The sequence below is a fragment of the Ruegeria marina genome (assembly GCF_900101475.1).
In the GTDB taxonomy this organism is placed as follows: domain Bacteria; phylum Pseudomonadota; class Alphaproteobacteria; order Rhodobacterales; family Rhodobacteraceae; genus Ruegeria_B; species Ruegeria_B marina.
Window position 1 is genome coordinate 1 of the sequence record NZ_FMZV01000031.1, and the last position, 20,590, is coordinate 20,590.

Genomic DNA, 20,590 nt, shown 5'->3' on the forward strand with positions numbered 1-20,590 from the left:
CGACGGGGGCGTCGTTGACCGGGGAGACGGTGACGGTGACGGTGGCGGTGGTGCTGCCGCCCTGGCCGTCCGACAGGGTGTAGGTGAAGCTGTCGGTGCCGTTGAAATCGGCGTCGGGCGTATAGGTGAGGCTGCCGTCGCTGAAGCTGACCGCGCCATGGCCAGCGGCGCCGACCGCGGTGATGGTGAGCGGATCGCCGTCGACATCGGTGTCATTGCTGCGCGGATCGAAGCTGAGGGGCGTGTCCTCGGCGGTGCTGACACTGTCATCGCCGGCGACGGGGGCGTCATTGACCGGGGAGACGGTGACGGTGACGACCCCTGAGGAAAACCCACCCTGGCCGTCGGAGACAGTGTAAACAAAGGTGTCGGTACCCGCAAAATTCGGGTTTGCCGTGTATACGAAGGATCCGTCAGGGGAGATGTCCAGCGATCCGTTCTCGGGCATTGTCGCGATAGTGACGAATAATTCGTCCCCGTCGACGTCGCGGTCGTTGGTCAGAACAGAACCCGATATTGTACCGTCTTCATTCATCGTGAACCGGTCGGGTCCAACATCCGGGGCGTCGTTAACCGCCAGAACGTTGATCGTTACCAAGCCGGATATGACCGTTCCGTCGCTGGATGTGACGTTATAGGTGAAACTGTCCGTGCCAAAGAAATTCGCAACCGGGGTGTAGGTGAAGGATCCGTCTCCGGAAAGTACGACCTCACCATGCTCTGGCGTGACTTGCAGGTCAAAGGACCCGGGAAGAACGGATCCGACGTCAAAGAAAATTTGCCCTTCTATCGGAGAGTCGCCGCCGGCATCCTCGTTTCCCGTCACGACCAGGTCTTGTGGATCGGGAACTTCGAAAGGGTCCCGAACATTGTCGATGTTCGGGGAGAGTCTGCCTTCATCGAATGGAGTGTTTCCGTTCGAATTACCATTGGGGAAAAAATTGTAGTCTTCATTTTCCGGCAGCAAGTCCGGCCCGAAAGGCAGGTCCAAGTCATCGATCTGGGGACCAAATGGCGTTCCATTCAGGTTCTGAGACCCGATCTCGACATAGTTTTCACCGTTCAGAAGGCGTTGCTGTGCAGCCGCGAAGGCCGCGAGCGCATCGGCTATGAGTTGAGCATCCTCGGCGTCATCGCCAACGGCGCGGGGCATCTCCATCACTATGCCCTCGACCGGCGAGATGAGCCAAGCGGTGTCCGTTGCCGTAATGGTGGTGATCAGGTTGTTGTCGAGATCATAGACGTCGATGATGCCCAGGCTACCGTCGGGGTCGTAGTTGAGAGCAACCGTCAAACGGGTGACTTCTTCGACCTTCGAGACCTGCGCCGAGACGTTCGTTCCACGTATGCCCATGGTCGCAGCTGGTGTGGTGACATCCATGTCACCCGTCTTGGCCACCTGTCCGGCTATGAAGACGAACCCCCCATTTATCAGGTTGAATTTCCCGCTGTTGCCGGTTCCCTCGGGGGCGTAGACAAGTTCGTCGATCACCATGCGGGATGATTCAGCCAGCGAAAAGATCGTGCCGTCGGCGAACGTGACCGACAGCCGACCGTCGCTGTCGGTCAGCAAAACATCGTTGGTGTAGATCTTTGAGCCGATCCTCAGGTCATCGATCGAACCGTCGACCCGTTGGACCCGCGCGCTGCCGGTCACAAGCTCGACCTGGCCTATCGGGATGGAGCCCGGCGCAGAACCGACTTGAGCCACGAGGGTGTCGAGCCCTGCTCCAGCCAGCAGGCGCACGGTGCCGCCATGAAGAACTCCGCCATCGGAAGAGATCAGGTCACGCGGTTCAAGCTCGGTAAAATAGTTGATAACCCTAAGGGATTGCCCCTGCGTGTCGACAATGTGCAAGTCGGCTCCGACCTTTGCGAAGTCGGCGGTGAAAAGCTTCATCCCGGCAGGCATGGTTATGGGGCCATCGTCGCCAAGCAAGATTTGCCCGAAAGAATCTTGCGGGATTACATCAAATTCCGCCGTCGCCCGAACCATGGTCAAGTTCCGATACCAAGAAAAACAATATTACCAATCGTTAACACAAATATGTGATTCGGCCCACGGCGGACAAAAAGTGGCAAGATTAAGGCGGTCTGTTGGCGGGATTGGTATAATTTTTTCTTTGTATGGAAAAATTGTTCGTAAGATAAACGAATTGCTCCACTCGGACAGGGTCTGCCGGTCATGCCCGTGTGAGGGGCAGGACAGATTGAAAGATCCAGACCTTGACACAATGGAGACCCGGAAGATTCAGTTGGAGCCGCCTCTCGGGCTTCTTGCTCGTGTTTGCTCTATTGGTCTTGCGGATCATCGATCCAATTTTCGTCGAAAGGTTGCGGCTGCAGGCCTTTGACCAGTTCCAACGGCTGCATCCCCGCGAGATTGCTCCTTTTCCGGTTGCCATTCTGGACATAGACGACCGGAGCCTGAACGAAATTGGCCAGTGGCCCTGGCCTAGAACAACAATCGCAGAACTGACGGACAGGGTGTTTCAAGGCGGCGCAGCAGCGATGGCATTCGATATTGTGTTCTCCGAGCCGGACAGGTTGTCGCCGGATCTGATAGCGGCGGACAACCCCGGCATTTCGAGAGAGTTGCGTTCTCAACTGCTGCAACTTCCCAGCAACGACGCGGTTCTCGCGCAGTCCTTTTCCCGAACGCGCGTGGTGCTGGGCGAAACGAGCGTGCGCAGCGGTTTGCAGGCAACCGGGATCGAACGGGAAATTGAACAGGTCCCCCATGCGATCATCGGTCCCGATCCGAAACCCTATCTCCTGAAGTTTCCGGAATTGGTTCAGAACTTGCCAATCCTGAACGAGGTTGCCTCGGGGCGTGGAGTGTTTACCGTTCTGCCCGACGCGGACGGTGTCTACCGGCGCGTCCCGGTCGTGATGATGGTCGAAGGCGCCCTGCGGCTCAGTCTTTCGCTTGAACTCCTGCGCATAGCAACGGGGGGCGACGCCTTTGCCGTCAGGTCCAACGATGCCGGGATCGACGGCGTCGTGGTTGCGGGGCAGGTGATCAGAACGCAGGGTGACGGCACTGTCTGGACCCGTTTTTCGGCCTCGGATCCGAACCGCTTCGTTTCCGCCGCCGACCTGCTGGAAGGCAGGGTGCCGCAAAATCGTCTGGCAGGGCATCTGGTGCTGGTAGGCACCTCAGCCATAGGTCTGGAAGATTTCCGCGCGACGCCGTTGGGCGTGCCGATGGCGGGGGTCGAAATTCATGCGCAGCTGCTTGAGAATGTACTCTCCGGGACGCTTTTGCAGCGTGAGAACACGGCGGATGGCAAGGAACTGCTATTGACTGCGGCCATGACCATTCTTGTCATTGCTCTTGCACCGATGCTGCACGCCGGTGTCTTGATCGTGAGCACTCTGGCGCTCGTGTCGGCTTATGGCATCTACTCCTATCTGATGTTCTTGTGGCAGGGGCAGTTGGTCGATCCGACCTTCCCGATCGTGGCGACCATTTTGACCGTCATGTTGATGTCAAGCACCAACTACTTGCGCGAGGAGCGCCGCAAGAACCGCATCCGGAACGCCTTTGGCCAATATGTGACGCCTGCGCTGGTGGCGCAACTCACCGAAAGCATGGACGCCCTCAAGCTTGGCGGAGAACGTCGCGACCTGTCTGTCCTGTTCAGCGATGTACGCGGGTTCACGACGTTGTCGGAAGGGTTCCGCGACGATCCCCAGGGGCTGACCAAATTGATGAACGAGCTGCTGACCGTGATGTCCCAGCCGATCCTGGATTCGGGCGGCACGATCGACAAGTTCATGGGGGATGCCGTGATGGCATTCTGGAACGCACCGTTGGACGATCAGGATCACCCCCGTTCGGCGTGCCGCGCTGCGCTGGAGATGGTCCGTTCGGTCGAAGAATTCAACGCAACCAGGATGGCCAACCAAACTGACGATGCCCCGGTTCATCCGATTCATATCGGTGTGGCGGTAAACACGGGTCCTTGTTTCGTCGGAAACATGGGCAGCAACAGCCGATTTGACTATACCGCCTTGGGCGATACCGTGAATGTGGCTTCGCGTCTGGAAGGGCAGACAAAGTATTATGGAATGTCGATCATCATTGGAGAGACCACTGCCCGGCAAGTCGATGGCGAGTTCGCCCTGCTCGAACTCGATCTTGTTCGGGTAAAGGGCAAGACCGAGCCGGAACGCATTTTCGGGTTGATGGGGGACGCCCGGCTGGCAGGCTCGGACGCGTTCAGGGCCTTGACCGGGATCAGCACTCGGATGCTGGGGGCCTATCGCGCGGGGCAGTGGGAAACGGCCGGGAACCTTATCGCAGAGATGGAACGACAAGGCACCGTCCTCGGTCTCGATCTTCGGGACTACTGCACCTTGTTCAGCACGCGTGTGCGGCGGCTGTCCGATACGTCCCTCGATCCCGATTGGGATGGGGTCTACGATGCCCTCGAAAAGTAGTCTCAGCGCTCTCGCATGGCCTCATACTGGGCGCGGCGTATCGGTTTGAGAAGGTAGTCCATCACGGTTCTCTTGCCGGTAAGGATGTCGACTTTCGCGACCATTCCCGGAGAAATCGGCAGCGGATCGCTCTCGGATCCCAGGAAGTTCTGGTCCGTCTCCACGACCACCTTGAAGAATTCTGTGCCGTCGTCGGAGGTGATGGTGTCCGCTCCGATGCGCTCGACGCGGCCATTCAGAGACCCATAAATCAAATAATCGTATGCGGTGATCTTTATCGAGACATCAGCGCCGGGTTTTACGAATGCCACATCCGTGGGGCGCAGGTAGGCCTCTATCACCAGCCCATCGTCGGTCGGTACGATTTCGGCCAGTGGTTGGCCGGGACCAACGACCGCGCCGGGGGTGTTGATTGCAAGGGCGTTCACCGTGCCGCGCAACGGTGCCCGGATCAGGGTTCGAGCCACCCTGTCGCTGGCGGCTCGCAGTGTCTCCTCGACCACGGAAAGCTCTACTTGCAACTGCGCCAGCCGCTGGCGAGCGGTCAACAGGTATCCCGAACGGGCAACTTCGATTTCGGATCCGGCCTGAGTGATCGCTGACTGTAGTCGGACTTTTGTGGCCTCGCCGACAGCCAGGTCACCCTCCAGCGCCGCCAGTTGTGAGTTCAGGCGCAGAAGCTCGATCCTGGGGAAAACCCCGGATCGGGTCATTTTGGTGGCCAATTCCACCTCTTCCCGCAGAGGCTCGACCATTTTTCGTCGTTTCAGCTGCTGGGCTTCCAGTTCGGCCAGTTCGCTCTGCCGCTGCAGCATCCGATCATTCAGAACGTCCAGTTCACGCGCCAACTGCTGGCGGCGGGTGTAGAACAATTCCTGTTCCACGCCGGTGGCGCGGGGGTTTGCTGTCACCAACTCGTCCGGAAATGCCAGTTCATCAGCCATGTTCGACTCGGCGATGAGGCGTAGCCTTTCCGCCATCAGGGCGCTGCGGCGCTGTTTCAGCTCTCCCATTTCCGAGGAGAAACGGGTGTCATCGATCTGCATGAGCACGTCACCCTGCTGGACCAGATCTCCCTCGGAAACCTCGATACTTTGTACGATCCCGCCTTCAAGGCTTTGCACGATCTGGACCTTGCTCGACGGGATAACCTGACCGTCGCTGCGTGTGTATTCCTCGATTTCGCTGGAATTTGCCCAGTAGAAGAAGACGCCGACCGCGACCGTGATCAAAAGCAACAGCCGACGCGAAAGCGCGCTGCCGGCCTCGCGCCCCGCCGAAGTGGGTCTGTTCGAATAAGTTGCTTCCACGCGCTGGCCGAACATCATGTACCGGCCCGCTGTTCCGGCGTCGCGCCACCGCGAAGAGACGCCATGACCTGCTCGCGAGGACCGTCAAGCACTTTTCGACCGCCGTCCAGAACGATGTATCGCTCTGCGATCGCAGCAAGCGGTTGTCGGTGGGTGCACAGGATCAGCCCGGTTTCCCGGTCCAGGTCTTTGCCAAGCCGGCGGCAGACCCGCATCTCCATCTCCTGGTCCATTGCATTTGTCGGTTCATCGAGGAACAGAAGTCTTGGCTTGCGCAACAGCAGCCGCGCCAGGGCAAGCGCCTGCATCTGGCCGCCCGACAGCCGCATGCCGCGATCGCCTATGAACAATTCAAGCCCCTCGGGCGTCGCCGCAACGAACTCGTCCAGTCCGGAAAGATAGAGCGCCCGTTCGATCTCGGACTGACTGCTGTTGGGCCGTCCGATCAGCAGATTGTCGCCAAGGGTTCCTGTGAAGAATTCGCAGGTCTGCGGAAGATAACCAATCCCTTCGCGAAGCTCCGCCGGATCGAACTGGGAAAGGTTATGGTTGTCGATCAGCAAAGTCCCGTTGTCGGGCACGATCAGTCCCGCCAGCATCATGCCCAGTGTCGATTTGCCCGAGCCGACCCGACCCAAAACCGCGACCCGTTCGCCGGGAGAAATGTCGAGACTGATCCGTTCGAGGGCGGTTCTGCTGCTGTTCGGGTAGCTGAATGTAATGTCCTTCAGGACAACCGCTCCTTTGCGGACCCGCAAGTTTGATCGCACCACCGCAGTCCGCTCGACAGGCGTGGCCATGAGATTGTTCAGAGCGTGCAGCGACTTGCGGGCGTACTGCGCCCTGAAGATGGTTTGGGCGATGGTCGCAAGCGGTGTCAGGGCGCGCGAGGACAGAATGTTGGCAGCGATCAGCCCGCCGATGGTTATCTTTCCGTCGACCACCAGGTAAACACCCCAGAGGATGATCCCGACGCTCGTCAATTGCTGTGTGGCGATGGTGGTGCTTTGGGTGAAATTGGCCCAGATGCGCGAGTAGCTTCTCAGTCGGGCCGAAGCTGCAACCGCCTCTTCCCAATAGCGCTGCATGATGTTTTCGGCGTTAAGTGACTTGACCGATGTCACGCCTGACAAAGCCTCGGAAAGAAGACTCATCCGCCTCGATTCGACCTCGATCGACGATTTTGCGGCTCGGGCCAAAGGGATTTGCGCCAGAACCGCCACGGTCAGCGTGACGAATATCGCCAGAAGCGGAACATAGGCCAATGGACCCACGATCAAGAAGAGAGCCGCGATAAAAACGCCGACGAACAGGAAGTCGACTGCGGCAACAAAGGACGAGGAAGCAAACAGTTCCCGAATGGACTCATACTCCCGAACCAGCGAGGCCAGTCCGGCCGCTCCGATCTCTCGTGCCGTCAACCGGATATTCATAACCTGGCGGAACAGGTCCGACGCGATTTGCAGATCGACCCGCCGGCTGATCTGCTCCAGCAGACTGGTTCTGATCTGGCGCAGCAACAAATCGAGACCGATCGCGATGCAGACACCGATGGCCAAAGTCCAAAGGGTGATGGTTGAAAATGTGGGGATCACCCGATCATAGACATTCATGACAAACAACGGGAGCGCCAGCCCCATCAGGTTTATCAGGAGGGTGGCAATCATGATCTGGAGCCAGCCTCGCCAGTTTCGTCGCACGGGCCCCCAGAACCATGCCGAATCTGGCCCGCCGGGGCCATCGGTATATGTCATTCGGCGATTGGCGTTTTCATCCTCGATCGGAGTAACAAGCAGAAGGTCGGGTTTCAGTCGGCGTTCCAGTATTCGCAGTGTTTGGGTTTCACTGGTTTCTGAGCCTGGCTCCTGGGTCGTGACCTTTTGTTTTCTGGTATCTATTTCGTTTATTATCAGTGGATTGTTTCTATTGTCGAAGGCTATGCACGGCAGCACGACCGGATCGAGATGACGCAGTTTTGTGCGATGCAGACGCGTTCTGAACCCGAGGGTTGCCAGCGCCATTTCCATGTCTTCGGAATTATCGAGATCGGCACCAGCCGGAAGTCTTGACAGTACTGCCGTCGGGGTGAAGGGCCGCATGTAGAAATCAGCGAACCATTGCAACAACCGCAAACCAGATCGGTGTGCGCTGGGGTCGACTGAGCCGGTCTCATTGTCTTCGACATCGAAGGCCGCAGCCTTCGTCGCTTTGTTGGTCATCTTTTCACGATCGGAACCGCCCGATCGACCACGTCAAGAGGTTTTTGCAGTTCATTCGCCTGCACAGCCAGCAGCAGCGCTTCGCCTGTGCTGTCGATATCGAAATATTGGGCAAGCCTGCTTTGTGCTGCGAGCATGCGATAGGCGTTGAAGGTCGCACCGGCTTTCGCATCGATCATCTCTATGCGAGAGCGGAACAACTCGGTCTCGCCAATGAGCAGGTCAAGAAGGCTGCGGGTGGCCAGCTGGAATTCAAGCGTGTACTGTTCGACAAGGTCGTTGTTGATTTCCACCTGCTTGGCGGCGATGTTGGCTATTCTCTGGCTTGACTGATAGCCCGACCAGGAGGTTTCCGCAATTTGCTGCACTTCGCGCAGGGTGGCCATCCGCAAATACAACGCTTCGTTCTGGCGTTCGAGCAAAGCAGCCCGGCGTTCACTGCGTCCACCGTTGAACAGTTTCCAGTTCAGGTTGACGCTGACGAACGAGCGGTTTTCGTTGCCGCTTGCTCCATCGAGGTCGGCTCCGACCGAGGCTCCGGCGCTCAGGCTCACTTGCGGCAAGTATTCCGCTTCGTTCGTCAGTTTTTCAAACCGTCTGACGTCTACGTTCGCCTGAGCTTGCTTGACCCGGAAATTGTTCTGAATGCTTGAGGCGACCAGAGCGTCAAGGTTCGAGGGCAGGCTCGGAAGGCCCGGAGCAGTCAGGCTTGGGACGTCCGGCGTGCCAACAAGCTCTCTGTAGCGGGAACGGGATTTCTCCAACTCGTTGGAAATCTGGCTGATGGTTATGCGCACGGTCTCAACCCTGCTTTCCACCTGCAACTGGTCGCTCAGCGGCAGTTTTCCTCCGGAAACCTGTTCTCCGACCTGTCGCGCGATATCAAGGTGGCGCGCCAGATGATCGTTGGCGACCGCCAGGATAGTCTGGTTGCGCACAACGTCCATGTGGGCCTGTACGACGAGGAGCGCCATCGTTTCCGAGGCGTCGAGGTATTCGAACATGGAGCGGTCCAGCTGGGCCGCCCGGGTGAAAATCGTGTTCGCTCTCTTGTAACCGTCGAAAACGGGCAGGTTCGCTACGACTCCGATTTCCCTGGCGGTTTTCGTGCGGGCATTGTCGAGAACGGAAAGTCCATTGGGATCATCCACGTACTCAGGCCCGACGTTGCCGAAAAGCGAAACTGTCGGCAGATAAGTGCCCCGCATTTCAAGTAACTCGAACGCGGCGGTCCGAACCGCGGCATCATGCGCCTTGATCCTGGGATTCGACGTAAGTGCCGTCTGAACCGAGGTCCGTAGTTCGTGGGCTGTCGCGCAAGAAATGCTTCCGACAAACATGTACGTTATGACCGCTGCGGTAAAATGGTTAAGTTTCATGCAACTCGTTCCTGGTTCTTGCTGCGCAAAGATACACACAAATTGTCAAATTCGTTGAGATTTTTTTCATGTTGGGTTCTTTTGCGGTCCGTAATCCCACTGCCGGGCGTTGCCATTCGGGTTGTGCCGGATTTGCTTGCTTCAAGGCGGGCAGGCGGTCTGTCAGAAGGTTTCCGATTGAGGCGGGCAGGGCTGTCCGGTAGCTGAGGTTCACAGCAAGCCCGACCCGTTGAAGTGGTTCCACGTCAGCCCGAAAATTCGTCCACCTGGCGGTTGCGAGCTGCAAACTGACCCGGACAGTCCTGATCTTCCCTACGGCTTCATACTGTTTGCGGGTCTTGCGTATGATGCCGCTGAAATCCTCTGTTGGTCAAACCACCAAATCTGTGCGGTAGGTGCAGAGGTCAGACTTTACCCTTCTTTAATCGATCTCTGAAACCATGTACGAAGCGCCTCGGACATCGGGGCCGACATGAGCCATCCCGCCAAACAGGCGGGCATACAAACTGCGGATAATGGGATTATCTCGATTCGTGTTTTTGGCTCGGCGCCTGGATTGTGGCCATTTTGCGGCACGAATTGATCCAAATTGCGCTAAAATTCAACCTAAGAGAGAATTTTTTGTAGGTTTGGCTGATGCCGCGACAGGGGCCGCGGCCACAAACTGGGTCCAAGCTCTCAGCGAGTTGGGGGGGCTTGAAATGCCGCGGAATCATTTGCGGCTGAACCAGCAAACTTAGGAGTAAAGCAATGCAGAAAATTCTTGACCTGATGATCCGCCTGACCCGTGACGAGAAGGGTGCAACCATCGTTGAATACGGTGTCGCTCTTACCATCGTCACCGCAATTGCGGTTGCAACGCTGACGAACATCGGTACGGACGTGGCCGCTCAGTTCACCGCAGCCGACGCACTGATGTAAATGGCTTTCCAACGGGAACACGAACGCGGCGGCCGAAGCCGCCGCGATCATCCCCAACAGGATCACGAAGATTAGCAAAACGCTTGAAGCGCCGACATTGCCTTGGCGTACCTGCTGATCGGGCCTGCAATAAGTGAAAGGAAATACTCATGAGATTGTCCGCCATTTTCACCGCATTGACAGGACTAGCTGTGGCCGGGGGGTCGGTTTATCTTGCACGTGAGTACATCAACCTCGGTCCAAGTGCAGCACAGGCCTCGGTCGAGAGCGAAACGGTCAGCGTCATCGTCGCCTCGCGCGACATCTCTTTTGGCGAAGCCATCAGGCCAGGAACACTGACCACGATCAACTGGCCGCGCGCAGCGTTGCCGGGTGGAGTATATACCGACTACGAAGAACTGCTGGCCGCAGGCGGGCTGCCTCCGCGGCGCGCTCGCCGTCCCATCGCGCAAGGTGAGCTCATCCTCAAGAACAAGGTTTCCGATTACGGAGAGAAGGTCACCATTGTTCAGACAATCGGCGACAACAATCGCGCCATTGCGATCGAAGTTGACGCGGAAACCGCAGTCGGCGGTTTCGTGACACCGGGTGACAGGGTGGACATCGTCATGACGGCGGGTTCCAAGGAAAACCTTCGTGCCGTCACCATCCTGCAAAACATCCGCGTGATCGGCGTGGATCAGGAGGCCGACGTACAGACAGACCAGCCCAGCATTGCGCGCACGGTTACCGTTGCGGTCACGCCTGATCAGGGGCAGCGCCTTGCTCTCGCTCAACGAGCCGGCAAGCTCAGCCTGACCTTGCGATCGATAAATGACACCGAAGATCGCGAACTGACGATGACGCGGATGACCGATCTGCTTCGCGAACCGACCCCGGAGATCAAGGAGGGGCCGGCACGCCCGTCGGTAATTCGCATCCGGCGCGGAATGGACGTGACCGAATCCGTAATCAACTGATTCCGAAAAAGGATCATCACCGTGAAACTGGCACACAACATAAGAACACTTTGCCGCTCCGAAGAAGGGGCAATCATGGTGTTCGTTGCGGTGTGCCTGTCGCTACTGCTCGGAATGGCCGCCTTGGCATTTGACTTCGGGCGCGTCACCACCACGCAAAGCGAACTGCAAAGTTTTGCCGACAATGTTGCTCTGGCGGCTGCCGGAGAGCTTGACGGACATTCGGATTCGATCACCCGCGCCACCAGGGCCGCCGCAAACGTTATCAACGATCGCCAGACCTTCGGGATCCGTAACAAGGACCAAACTTTGTCCGGGTCCACCGATTACCAGCTGCAGTTCTATGAAGCCCCCGCAAACATGGACGTGGAACCGGGGCAACCAGAAGATCTGCTTGATGTGGCGGATGCGGACAGCGCACGGAAAGCTGCTTTCGTCCGCGTTTCGGTTGTAGCACATGAAGTAGACACACCCCTGGCGGCTGCCATGGCGTCGCTTCTGGATCATCCTTACCAATTTGCATCGGTGCACGCCGAGGCCGTGGCCGGGTTTACACTCGTGGCTTGTGACATCACACCGATGTTCTTTTGCCTGCCCCAGCCCAGCCTGGAGGTCACCCAAGGGCAGCTGATCAAAATGGTCAGCCAGGGTGGCGGTAGTGAAGCCTGGGGACCAGGTAATTTCGGTTTTCTCGCGGTCAGTGACGTTCTTGGAATCGACCAGGCCGGTGCGTGTCAAAACGCGCCTCCAGGTCAGGAGGATTCCTGTGCCTTGGCGGCTTCGCAAGCGGTTTCCCAATGCTTCAGCCAAAGAGGTGTCGAAACCAGTCCCGGTTTGAGTATCGGTAACATGATTGCCGGATTCAACACGCGGTTTGACCAGTATGCGGCATCGGCAGGTCAATTCCGGAATGAAATGAAATACGATGTGGACAACTTTGCCGCCGCACCGAATGTGTTGGATGGCTGGATTACAACTGCGTCGGGCGGGTCATGCAGCACGGAACCTTCACCGCCCTACGAAGTCGACGGCGAGATTGATCCGACGGCTACTGTTGGTCTGCCAATTGACGACTGCTTCACTGGTGTTGGATCGTGCCCCTCGAGCCGGATTGGAGACGGCGATTTCTCGGCCGGACTTCAAAACTACCTGGCCGTGAATTATGGAGCCGATTACTCAGGCGAAACGCCCGCCGGCATACCCGCATGGTTCCCGCAAAACGGCACGCGCCACGAGATCTACAAGGCTGAACTTGCAAACCAGGCTAGCTTGCAGGCCATTCTCGCTGCAGCAGGCAAGGCGGAAAGCAGTCTGCCCAGTTGCCAGCCGCCCTCGACGGGGTCTGCGAATCCAAATCGTCGGGTCATCGTGGCGGCCGGAATAGATTGTGCGACTTACGAGTCTGAACTCAATGGCGGCTCGGGCGTCATCCCGGTTTCAAAATTTGTCGAGTTGTTCCTGATCCGCCCTTCCGAGTCGGATGGTACTGGCGCGAATGCAGTCATTTACGCCGAGGTCATTCGGACGGTCGAAAGCGGCCCTGCGAGCGGCGGCACAGGCGGCATTCTTCATGATGTCGTTCAGCTTTACAGGTAGGCCAATGAAGAAGCTCCCGCGCCATATCCGAGACAATGCCGCCCGCTTCTTCAGAGCGGAAGAGGGCGCCGCGGTCGTGGAGTTTGCGATCATGCTGCCGCTGATGTTTGCGGTCTTTGCTCTGATTGCAGAGGGTGGAAGGCTCTTCTGGTCGTTTCAGAACGTCATTACCGGCGTTCGCGATACCACGCGCCACATAAGTCGCATCGCCCCATCCGACCTTTGCGCCTCGTCTCCGAGTGCCTCGATATCGGATTTCACCTATACGGCATCAGGGGAACTGAGCGCCCTTTCGACCGGTAATATCGCGGTCAGCCTGGATGCGCTTTCTCTTGAATGCGTTGGCGCCGCCAACGAATATCGTGTTTCACCTGTCCCCGTCGCGGTCGTAACGGCGAAACTGAGCATTACGGAACTCCCGTTTTCGCCACTGTTCCATCTGGTGGGCGCTTCCGCATTCACAACATTCGAGACCACCGTAACCGACCGAGGCCGGGTGTTTGGGCCATGATCAATCGGAAACGAAATATTCTGGCGGAACTGTCCCGTCTGCGGCGCTCGGAAGACGGCGCGACCGTTGTGGAGCTTGCATTTGTTCTCCCTCTCTTTCTGCTGATCTTTCTGGGTATCATTGATTTTGGTCGCCTGGCTTTCCATTACGTCGCAGCGGAAAAGGCAGTGCAGGTCGCAGCCCGTATCGCCGCCGTGAGAGCGGGGGTATGCGCAGGTCTTCCTGCCACAAACGACCGAGGCGACTACACGGATGCTTCGGGCCCCCGTTACGGCACGAACTGCGGCAATTCTCCCGGTATCTGCATTGATCCAGCAGTCGCGCCCTGCACAGGAGCTTCGGCCACTGGGGGGGATGCTTTGGCAACGGTCAACGAAATCTGGGAAAAAGTGCAATTCGCAATTCCAAACGACCCGACCGCGGATTTCGACAGGAGCAACCTGACATTTGCCTATGATTTCGAGCCCCGAATGAATTTTCTGGGAGGGCCATTCGTGCCCGTTGTGACTGTAACGATCGAAGAGTTGCCCTTCAGGTTCGTGTCTCCGCTCGGCGCCATTGCCAGGTTGGCCGCAAGGGGTCCGACACCTGACACCGAGGCGTTGGCGGGCATCACGACAGGTTTCAAGATCTTCTCGGACTTCAGCGCGAGCCTTCCTGGGGAAGACCTCGCACGAGGGACCAACGGTTGAATGAAAGATTTATCGGAGTTTCGACCATGACAATTGCAAGATCCATCATATTAGTCGCTGATGACGACGCCATGAAAGATGCCGTGGTCAATGCCGTCGATCACGTCGAGAGCCTGTCACTCGAAGTGCGGGAAGGAACGCTCGCTTCGATCAATGGCTCCGCAGTGAACCTGTTGAACGAGCACGACCTGATGGTCTTTCGTCTCCTCGACCGCAATGACATCGACCTGGTTCGCAGTTTGCGCAAGCAAGCCGGCCCGAGCGGAAAGCTGCTTGCCCTGAGCGACGAGAACATTTCCCTTTCCGACGCGCGTGCCTTGAAGAAATCCGGGCTTGATGAGATCCTTCCTTTCCCCATCAGCAGCGATGAACTGTCAGAGCAGCTTGATCGTCTTTCGACTCCAAGCTCGATGCTTCCTGCCATTTACACCAAGTCCGATCCCGAGAGAAATGGCCAGGTTATCGGGATCTGCCCGGTCCGAGGTGGCGCCGGCTCTTCGACGCTGGCCGTGAATCTGGCCGACCAGTTGCAAGGACGATCGGGCATTTTCCGCAAGCACACTCGCAACCGGGTTGCTGTCGTCGACCTCGACATGCAATTCGGCACAATTGCAACCGGACTGGACCTGGCGCCATCCAACGGGATTTACAAGATGGCCCGAGACGGGGTGATCCCCGATCGAACATTCCTTCGGCAATGTCTTGTTTCCCATTCTTCTGGCCTCGATGTGCTGACCGCTCCGGACGAGTTCGTTCCGCTCGAAGCCTTTAGCCGCGAGCAGATTACCGCACTTGTCGACGCGTTGCGGCAAGAATTCGACTACGTGGTTATCGATTTGCCTCGTGTCATGATCGATTGGTTGGGAGCAATAGTGTCCTCCTGCGATCGGCTGCTGCTGGTAACGGATACAGCCGTGCCTTCGATCCGCCAGGCGCATCGGCTCATTCAATTCTTTTCGCAGGAAAGGCTGGAACTGCCGCTGGAAATAATCGTGAGCCACGAAACGAAACCGCTTTTTCCTGCAGGACATCACTCCGAAGCGGAACGGGTCCTCGGGCGAAAAATCCGCCATTGGCTGCCCTACGACCCGCGCCATGCAAAGATGGCGCTCGACCGGGGGCAATTGCTTTCAAAAGCGGCGAAAGGTTCCGCCTTGTCCAAGGCCATCCGTGCTTTGAGTGGCAAGATACTCGCAGAAAAACCGGACGTTGCGGCTGCAAAAAACCGCAACACCGTATAGGGGGGAGAACATCAGATGTTCGAGAAATTCAGCCGTACGATTAAAGGGACAGACGCCACTGTCCATTATTTGAGCAGAAAGGATGTCGGAAACCCTGTCCAGGAAATGGAGCCTGAAAAGCGTGTGGAAGATCCTCGTCTCGTTGAATGGCTTGAGCTCAAGAGCCTTCTGCACGAGGCTCTGCTCGACCGCCTCAACCTTTCGGTGATCGACAAGGTCGAGCCCGATGTGCTTCGCCGAGAAGTCGGTTCCGTTGTCAGCAAGACCTTGTCGGACAAGTGCAGACCGCTGGATGCACAGGACTTCAACAAGATCGTCGGGGAATTGCTGGACGAGATACTGGGCTTTGGCCCGCTTGAGCCGCTGTTGGCCGATCCCAATATCAATGACATCCTAGTGAACGGACACAGGACGGTCTATGTCGAACGGTTTGGCCTTCTTGAGCGCGTGCCCGTCCGTTTTCGCGACGAGAAACACCTGCTCCGCGTGATCGACAAGATTGTCAGCCGAATGGGTCGGCGCGTGGATGAAAGCCAGCCTTGGGTGGATGCGCGGCTTGAGGATGGCAGTCGGGTAAATGCGATCATCCGCCCTTGCGCTATCGACGGTCCGAGCATCTCTATTCGAAAATTTGCTGCGTCGCCCCTGACAATGCAGAAACTGGTTGCCAACGGGGCGATGAGCGAAGGCGCCGCAATCTTCCTTCAGGCGCTGGTAAACGCACGCCTCAACATCTTGATCGCTGGCGGTACAGGATCGGGCAAAACCACCCTGCTGAATGCCATGTCTTCGTTCATCGATCGGAAGGAGCGCGTCGTTACAATCGAAGACGCGGCGGAACTCCAACTCCAGCAAGAGCATGTGGTTCGCCTCGAGACCCGTCCTCCGTCACCATCGGGTGGGGGTGCTGTCGTGCAGCGAGACCTTGTGAGCAATGCTCTTCGGATGAGACCGGACCGCATTATCGTGGGCGAGGTTCGAGGCGCGGAAACATTCGACATGCTCCAGGCCATGAATACCGGTCACGATGGGTCGATGACTACCGTTCATGCAAATTCGGCCCGTGACGCGCTGGGCCGTCTCGAGCAGATGGTTTCGATGATGGGCATCGAGTTTCCGGTATCGGCGATCCGCGCCCAGATCGCTTCTGGTCTCCAGTTTGTAGTCCACGTTTCACGAATGGCTGATGGCTCACGCCGAGTGATGAGCATTTCCGAAATCACCGGCATGGAAGGCCAGGTGATCACGCTACAGGACATATTCGTTTTCCAGAAACGGGGACGCTCGGAAAATGGCGAGGTGATCGGACAATTCGTGCCAACAGGGATACGCCCGAAATGCTTCGATCAACTCAGAGATGCCGGTATTGATCTCGATCCAGAGATCTTCCGAAACCGGGGGGTGTAGTGTGATGGAAAACCTGTTCTCAAACGAATTCCTGAACTACGTAATGCTTGCCGCCGTTTTTGTTGGCACTTTCCTCCTGGTAACAGGTCTCACCCAGTTACTCCGGCCAAGTGAAAACAATGCAGAGGCGCGCAACCGGCGGTTACAAATGATCCGGGCCGGTGCCACCAATGAAGAGGTCTTTGCGCTCTTGCGGTCCGATGTGGGTGGCGGAATCCTCAACCGCCTGCCTCTTGTCGGCAATCTGCCGAAAATGCTCTCCCTGTCGGGAGTGAGCATTTCAGCAACGACTTTTCTTGTATTTTGCGTTCTTGGCTCCTTGGGAATATTCGTTGTAGCAACGCTGCTGATACCGATATGGCAAGCTGCGCCGTTGGCGATGGTTCTGGGCCTTGTGGTGCCGATGCTGGTTCTGAAGAACCGGTATGAGCAACGCAAAAAGGCATTGACGAACCAGTTGCCAGATGCGCTGGACCTCTTGGCTCGGGGTCTGCGGATCGGCCACCCGCTAAACGCTTCGATATCCGCTGTGGCGAACGAAATGCCCGATCCCATCGGAACCGAGTTCGGCCTGATATTTGATCAAATAAATTTCGGGGACGATCTTCCGGACGCGGTGCAGGATTTTGCCGATCGTGTAGACAGCGAAGACGCTCAGTATCTGGCCGCCAGCATCGCAATCCAGCATGGGACCGGGGGAGATTTGGCGCGGATCATCACCGTTCTGGCCACTGTAATCCGAAAGCGCATCTCGCTGCGAAATCGAATTCTTGCGATTTCTGCCGAGGGGCGACTGTCGGGACTGCTGCTTTCGATAATCCCGCTGGTGATTATTGGCATGATGTCACTCAATGCGCCCGGTTACTATACCGAGCTCAGTGACGATCCTACATTTATCAAACTGGCAGTGCTTGTCGTGGTGTTGATGGTGGCAAACGTTGTCTGCCTCCATAAATTGGTGAATTTCAGAGTGTGAGGTCTGATCGATGGAACGTATTCCTGAAAACTTGTCGCTTCATTTCGGCATTTCGGTCGAAACTCTGCTTCTGACGGGGCTTGGCCTCGGCGTTCTTCTGTTGTTCGCGTCAGTCAGCATGGCGTTCTCAAACCGGAACCCGGCGGCGGTTCGTATGAAAGCCATTAATGCCTCGAAGCACCACGACCGCAGTGACAGGGGGCTGCTTCGGGAAACGGTCAAGACTCCGACCGGGTTGTTCAAGGCCGTTCTGCCAGGAAAAGATTCGGATCGGCGCGAGCTTGAGGAAAAAATGCTCCAGGCCGGGTTAACCAACCCCAACGCACTTTGGATATTCACAGTGGTGCGCGTCGTACTTGGCCTTTTCCTGCCGCTTGGCGTCGCCGCCTTGATACTGCTGTCCAAAAGGCCGGAGTTCCCAATGCCGGTTTTCATTTCCCAGGTCTTCGCTTTGATGAGTCACCAGAACGCGGTTCAAATCGTTGGTTTGCTGACAGCAAGCGGGTTCTTCCTTCCGTCAGCATGGCTGAACCGCCGTACCAGGGAGCGGCAACGCAAGATCAGCGAAGCCTTCCCAAATGCGCTGGATCTTCTGCAAATTTCTGTCGAGGCGGGGCTTGGTTTCGACGCGGCGATGACACGTGTGGGAAACGAATTGGCGCATGTGTCACCCGATCTCGCCTTTGAATTTCTGACCACCCAGCACGAAATTCAGGCGGGGCGTCCACGCGAACAGGCCTTGTCCGAAATGTCGCGGCGCACCGGAGTGGATATGATCCGGTCATTTGCGGCCGTGGTTCAGCAATCGATGCGGTTCGGCACAAGCATGTCAGAAGCGCTTACGACGTATGCGGCCGAGATGCGCGAATATCGTGAGACGAAGGCCCAGGAGATGGCCAACAAGCTGCCGGTGAAGATGTCTGCGGTGCTGGCCGGGCTGATGCTTCCAACGCTGATGATTGTTACGGCAGCGCCTACGGTGATTCGGTATTTCCGCGGTTTCGGTTCGTGAAAATTTAGATTCGATTACAGATCATGCGTATGGCGCCGAATTGTTTCTAGATATGGTTGTCTGGGTGGAAAACTCAGTGGGATTAAGGGCCTATATTGACTCCTTAGGTCCCTTCAACCATCATTATCCATGGTCTCCAGTAGGTGGCATCACGCAACAGGGGGGGCGTTGATCTGATGAAGATCAATGTTGTTTTTATTGAGCATTTTGCATCGTTCGTCAATAACGGAAAATTCCGATCATAGGGCAATTTCAAGGGTATTTGAGGTTGTATCCATTATTTGCCAGGCTTCGCAGGGCGCTGTCTCTTTGGTTGAGGCGTTAAGGCGAACGGGCAACATACTCGGTTCCGAGGTGACAACTATTTGTCGCGTCGATTTCAAGACGCCAGTACGTCCGGTCAAGGTAATCAGTCATGGATTGCATGGCTCTGGGAAATGTAGCTCGAGAGCTTCCGAAGTATCATTTGCCAGAGATGTTTGCGGGGAATTTATCGGAGATCTGTATATGGGCTCCGTTTTGAGTGCCCGTTTGAGTGATGTCGAGACCAACCCGATTTTGGTTGAATTCTATCAACAACGTCGCCTTTCTGAAACAATCATCATACCGCTTGACCGGAGGAATGGTGTTGTTGATGTACTTGAACTTCACTATCTTTTTCCAATTTCAGTGGCCGAACTTGAACATCTTGAGTTGATCGGGCCGGTTCTGGCCGGGTGCTGGGAAGGGCGTTCTCTCGGATTGTTCTCGGACGCCTTGTTGGCGGGATCGCGAGCAATTCGAAAATCTCAAGTCTCGGAGGAAATTCTTTCCGTAGAAAACCCTTTCAGGCTCAGTCGTGCCGAATACCGCGTCTGCCTCTTGCTCAGTCGTGGCTTGAATAACAAGGCGGTCTTGTCCGAATTGTCGATCACGATGGCTACGCTGCGGACACATCTGGGCAACATCTACGCAAAGACAGGCGCGACTTCGCAGTCCGAGCTCGTCCACATGCTGCTTGTTTCTCAATCGGCGCGCAATATTCACCGTATTGGAACGTCAGATGTCGCCTGAGATGAAAGAATTCGTTCCGCTGGTATTTGTCCTGCCGCTTCTTTTCATGGGTGCAATATCGGATATGCGACAGCAGACGATACCGAACAAGATCGTGCTGGGGATGCTGGCGGTTTTTGCTCTGACTGCGCCTTTGTTCTTGCCGCTGTCGGAAATCGGTTATCGTTGTATCGCGGCAGGAGCGGTATTTCTCCTGGGTTTTGCGGGTTTTTCTTTCCGGCTTTGGGGGGGCGGGGACGTCAAGGCGATTACGTTACTCATTCTGTTTTTGCCAAGCACAACGCTCTCGATGTATGCCTTTGCGTTCTCGCTCTCCATGTTTCTGGGAATGGCCACGGTTCTGTCGCTTCGTGCAACCGTCGGGCATCCTGAAAGCAGTTGGGTTTCCCTTCGCCCCGGAACCGGGTTTCCGATGGGCGTCAGCATTGCGCTGTCCGCAGTTCTGTTGCCCTCAGTTGTTTTTTTCTTCGGATGAAGATGTGAGCTGATTGTTCCGGTGCGCTAAAGGCTGTGTCAGCAGTAAGCCGGTTTGGGCGGGAGACGTTCAGGCATGTTCTGCGTCGCGGTCGGGTAACTCGCTGGGATCACGTCACAGTCAACAAAGCCGAACCCCCAGGTGAAAAGAGCCCAAGGCGACATCTGCAGGGTTTTCGTCTTGCCGAAGTTGACGGCTGCGTGCGGCAATTGAGGCCAGGTAAAGCTGCTCCGATCAGGCGAAGATACCAGGGTCGATCCGGTCGACGGGCGTGATCACGTCAGCCGGAATGTTCAACCTTTCAGCAGCCCTGCGCAAGCTGTCTTCGTCGGGTGCTTCATACAGACAGTAGGTCTTCCGCTTGTCGGCGCTGAGAAAGGAAAAGATCCATTC

Annotated in this window: 17 protein-coding genes; 12 read left to right on the forward strand and 5 right to left on the reverse strand. The window is 56.8% G+C overall.

Going from position 1 to position 20,590, the window contains the following annotated elements:
• Positions 1-1,996 (reverse strand): Ig-like domain-containing protein (locus BLT75_RS23175; RefSeq protein WP_143028654.1); only part of this gene is annotated, 1,996 nt, incomplete at its 3' end.
• A gap of 287 nt (positions 1,997-2,283) precedes the next feature.
• Between BLT75_RS23175 and BLT75_RS23180 the strand changes: the two genes are divergently transcribed.
• Complete coding sequence (locus tag BLT75_RS23180) at positions 2,284-4,446, forward strand: CHASE2 domain-containing protein (protein WP_176828229.1); 2,163 nt, start codon at positions 2,284-2,286, stop codon at positions 4,444-4,446.
• A 2-nt stretch (positions 4,447-4,448) separates the two neighbouring features.
• Here the strand turns inward: BLT75_RS23180 and BLT75_RS23185 are convergent, their stop codons facing one another.
• Genes BLT75_RS23185 through BLT75_RS23195 form a run of 3 tightly spaced genes read right to left on the reverse strand, consistent with a single transcriptional unit; the run spans position 4,449 to position 9,354 of the window.
• Positions 4,449-5,774, reverse strand: a complete 1,326-nt coding sequence (locus tag BLT75_RS23185; RefSeq protein ID WP_093037938.1) for an HlyD family type I secretion periplasmic adaptor subunit — start codon at positions 5,772-5,774, stop codon at positions 4,449-4,451.
• On the reverse strand, positions 5,771-7,975 hold the full coding sequence (locus tag BLT75_RS23190; protein WP_093037941.1) for a type I secretion system permease/ATPase: 2,205 nt from the start codon (positions 7,973-7,975) through the stop codon (positions 5,771-5,773). The genes BLT75_RS23185 and BLT75_RS23190 overlap by 4 nt, the downstream gene beginning before the upstream one ends.
• A complete protein-coding gene (locus BLT75_RS23195) occupies positions 7,972-9,354 on the reverse strand; it encodes a TolC family protein (RefSeq protein WP_093037943.1) in 1,383 nt (460 codons plus the stop codon). Before BLT75_RS23195 ends, BLT75_RS23190 begins: the two co-directional genes overlap by 4 nt.
• Positions 9,355-10,104: 750 nt before the next feature.
• On the opposite strand from BLT75_RS23195, the gene BLT75_RS24230 reads away from it, so the two are divergent.
• The 11 genes from BLT75_RS24230 (at position 10,105) to BLT75_RS23245 (ending at position 20,197) form a co-directional block, all read left to right on the forward strand.
• Entirely contained in the window at positions 10,105-10,275 is a 171-nt protein-coding gene (locus BLT75_RS24230; RefSeq protein ID WP_143028656.1) for a Flp family type IVb pilin, read from the forward strand.
• A 149-nt stretch (positions 10,276-10,424) separates the two neighbouring features.
• Positions 10,425-11,234 carry a Flp pilus assembly protein CpaB gene (gene cpaB / locus BLT75_RS23200; protein WP_093037946.1) on the forward strand — a complete coding sequence of 270 codons (810 nt, stop codon included), beginning with the start codon at positions 10,425-10,427 and terminating at the stop codon, positions 11,232-11,234.
• Positions 11,235-11,255: 21 nt separating this feature from the next.
• A complete protein-coding gene (locus tag BLT75_RS23205) occupies positions 11,256-12,830 on the forward strand; it encodes a TadE/TadG family type IV pilus assembly protein (protein WP_143028657.1) in 1,575 nt (524 codons plus the stop codon).
• 4 nt (positions 12,831-12,834) lie between these two features.
• On the forward strand, positions 12,835-13,341 hold the full coding sequence (locus tag BLT75_RS23210; RefSeq protein ID WP_176828233.1) for a TadE/TadG family type IV pilus assembly protein: 507 nt from the start codon (positions 12,835-12,837) through the stop codon (positions 13,339-13,341).
• Complete coding sequence (locus tag BLT75_RS23215; RefSeq protein ID WP_093037954.1) at positions 13,338-14,033, forward strand: TadE/TadG family type IV pilus assembly protein; 696 nt, start codon at positions 13,338-13,340, stop codon at positions 14,031-14,033. Before BLT75_RS23210 ends, BLT75_RS23215 begins: the two co-directional genes overlap by 4 nt.
• 26 nt (positions 14,034-14,059) lie before the next feature.
• The gene (locus BLT75_RS23220) at positions 14,060-15,274 is read left to right on the forward strand and encodes a CpaE/TadZ family protein (protein ID WP_093037956.1); all 1,215 of its coding nucleotides are present in this window, start codon (positions 14,060-14,062) and stop codon (positions 15,272-15,274) included.
• Between the two features lie 15 nt (positions 15,275-15,289).
• The gene (locus BLT75_RS23225; protein WP_093037959.1) at positions 15,290-16,681 is read left to right on the forward strand and encodes a TadA family conjugal transfer-associated ATPase; all 1,392 of its coding nucleotides are present in this window, start codon (positions 15,290-15,292) and stop codon (positions 16,679-16,681) included.
• Positions 16,682-16,685: 4 nt separating this feature from the next.
• Positions 16,686-17,657 carry a type II secretion system F family protein gene (locus BLT75_RS23230; RefSeq protein ID WP_176828234.1) on the forward strand — a complete coding sequence of 324 codons (972 nt, stop codon included), beginning with the start codon at positions 16,686-16,688 and terminating at the stop codon, positions 17,655-17,657.
• Positions 17,658-17,667: 10 nt separating this feature from the next.
• Entirely contained in the window at positions 17,668-18,669 is a 1,002-nt protein-coding gene (locus tag BLT75_RS23235) for a type II secretion system F family protein (protein ID WP_093037965.1), read from the forward strand.
• Between the two features lie 186 nt (positions 18,670-18,855).
• On the forward strand, positions 18,856-19,722 hold the full coding sequence (locus BLT75_RS23240) for a helix-turn-helix transcriptional regulator (RefSeq protein WP_093037967.1): 867 nt from the start codon (positions 18,856-18,858) through the stop codon (positions 19,720-19,722).
• Complete coding sequence (locus BLT75_RS23245) at positions 19,712-20,197, forward strand: A24 family peptidase (protein WP_093037970.1); 486 nt, start codon at positions 19,712-19,714, stop codon at positions 20,195-20,197. The genes BLT75_RS23240 and BLT75_RS23245 overlap by 11 nt, the downstream gene beginning before the upstream one ends.
• A 234-nt stretch (positions 20,198-20,431) precedes the next feature.
• Here the strand turns inward: BLT75_RS23245 and BLT75_RS23250 are convergent, their stop codons facing one another.
• Positions 20,432-20,584 carry a nickel-binding protein gene (locus tag BLT75_RS23250; protein WP_281243204.1) on the reverse strand — a complete coding sequence of 51 codons (153 nt, stop codon included), beginning with the start codon at positions 20,582-20,584 and terminating at the stop codon, positions 20,432-20,434.
• Between the last annotated feature and the right edge of the window lie 6 nt (positions 20,585-20,590).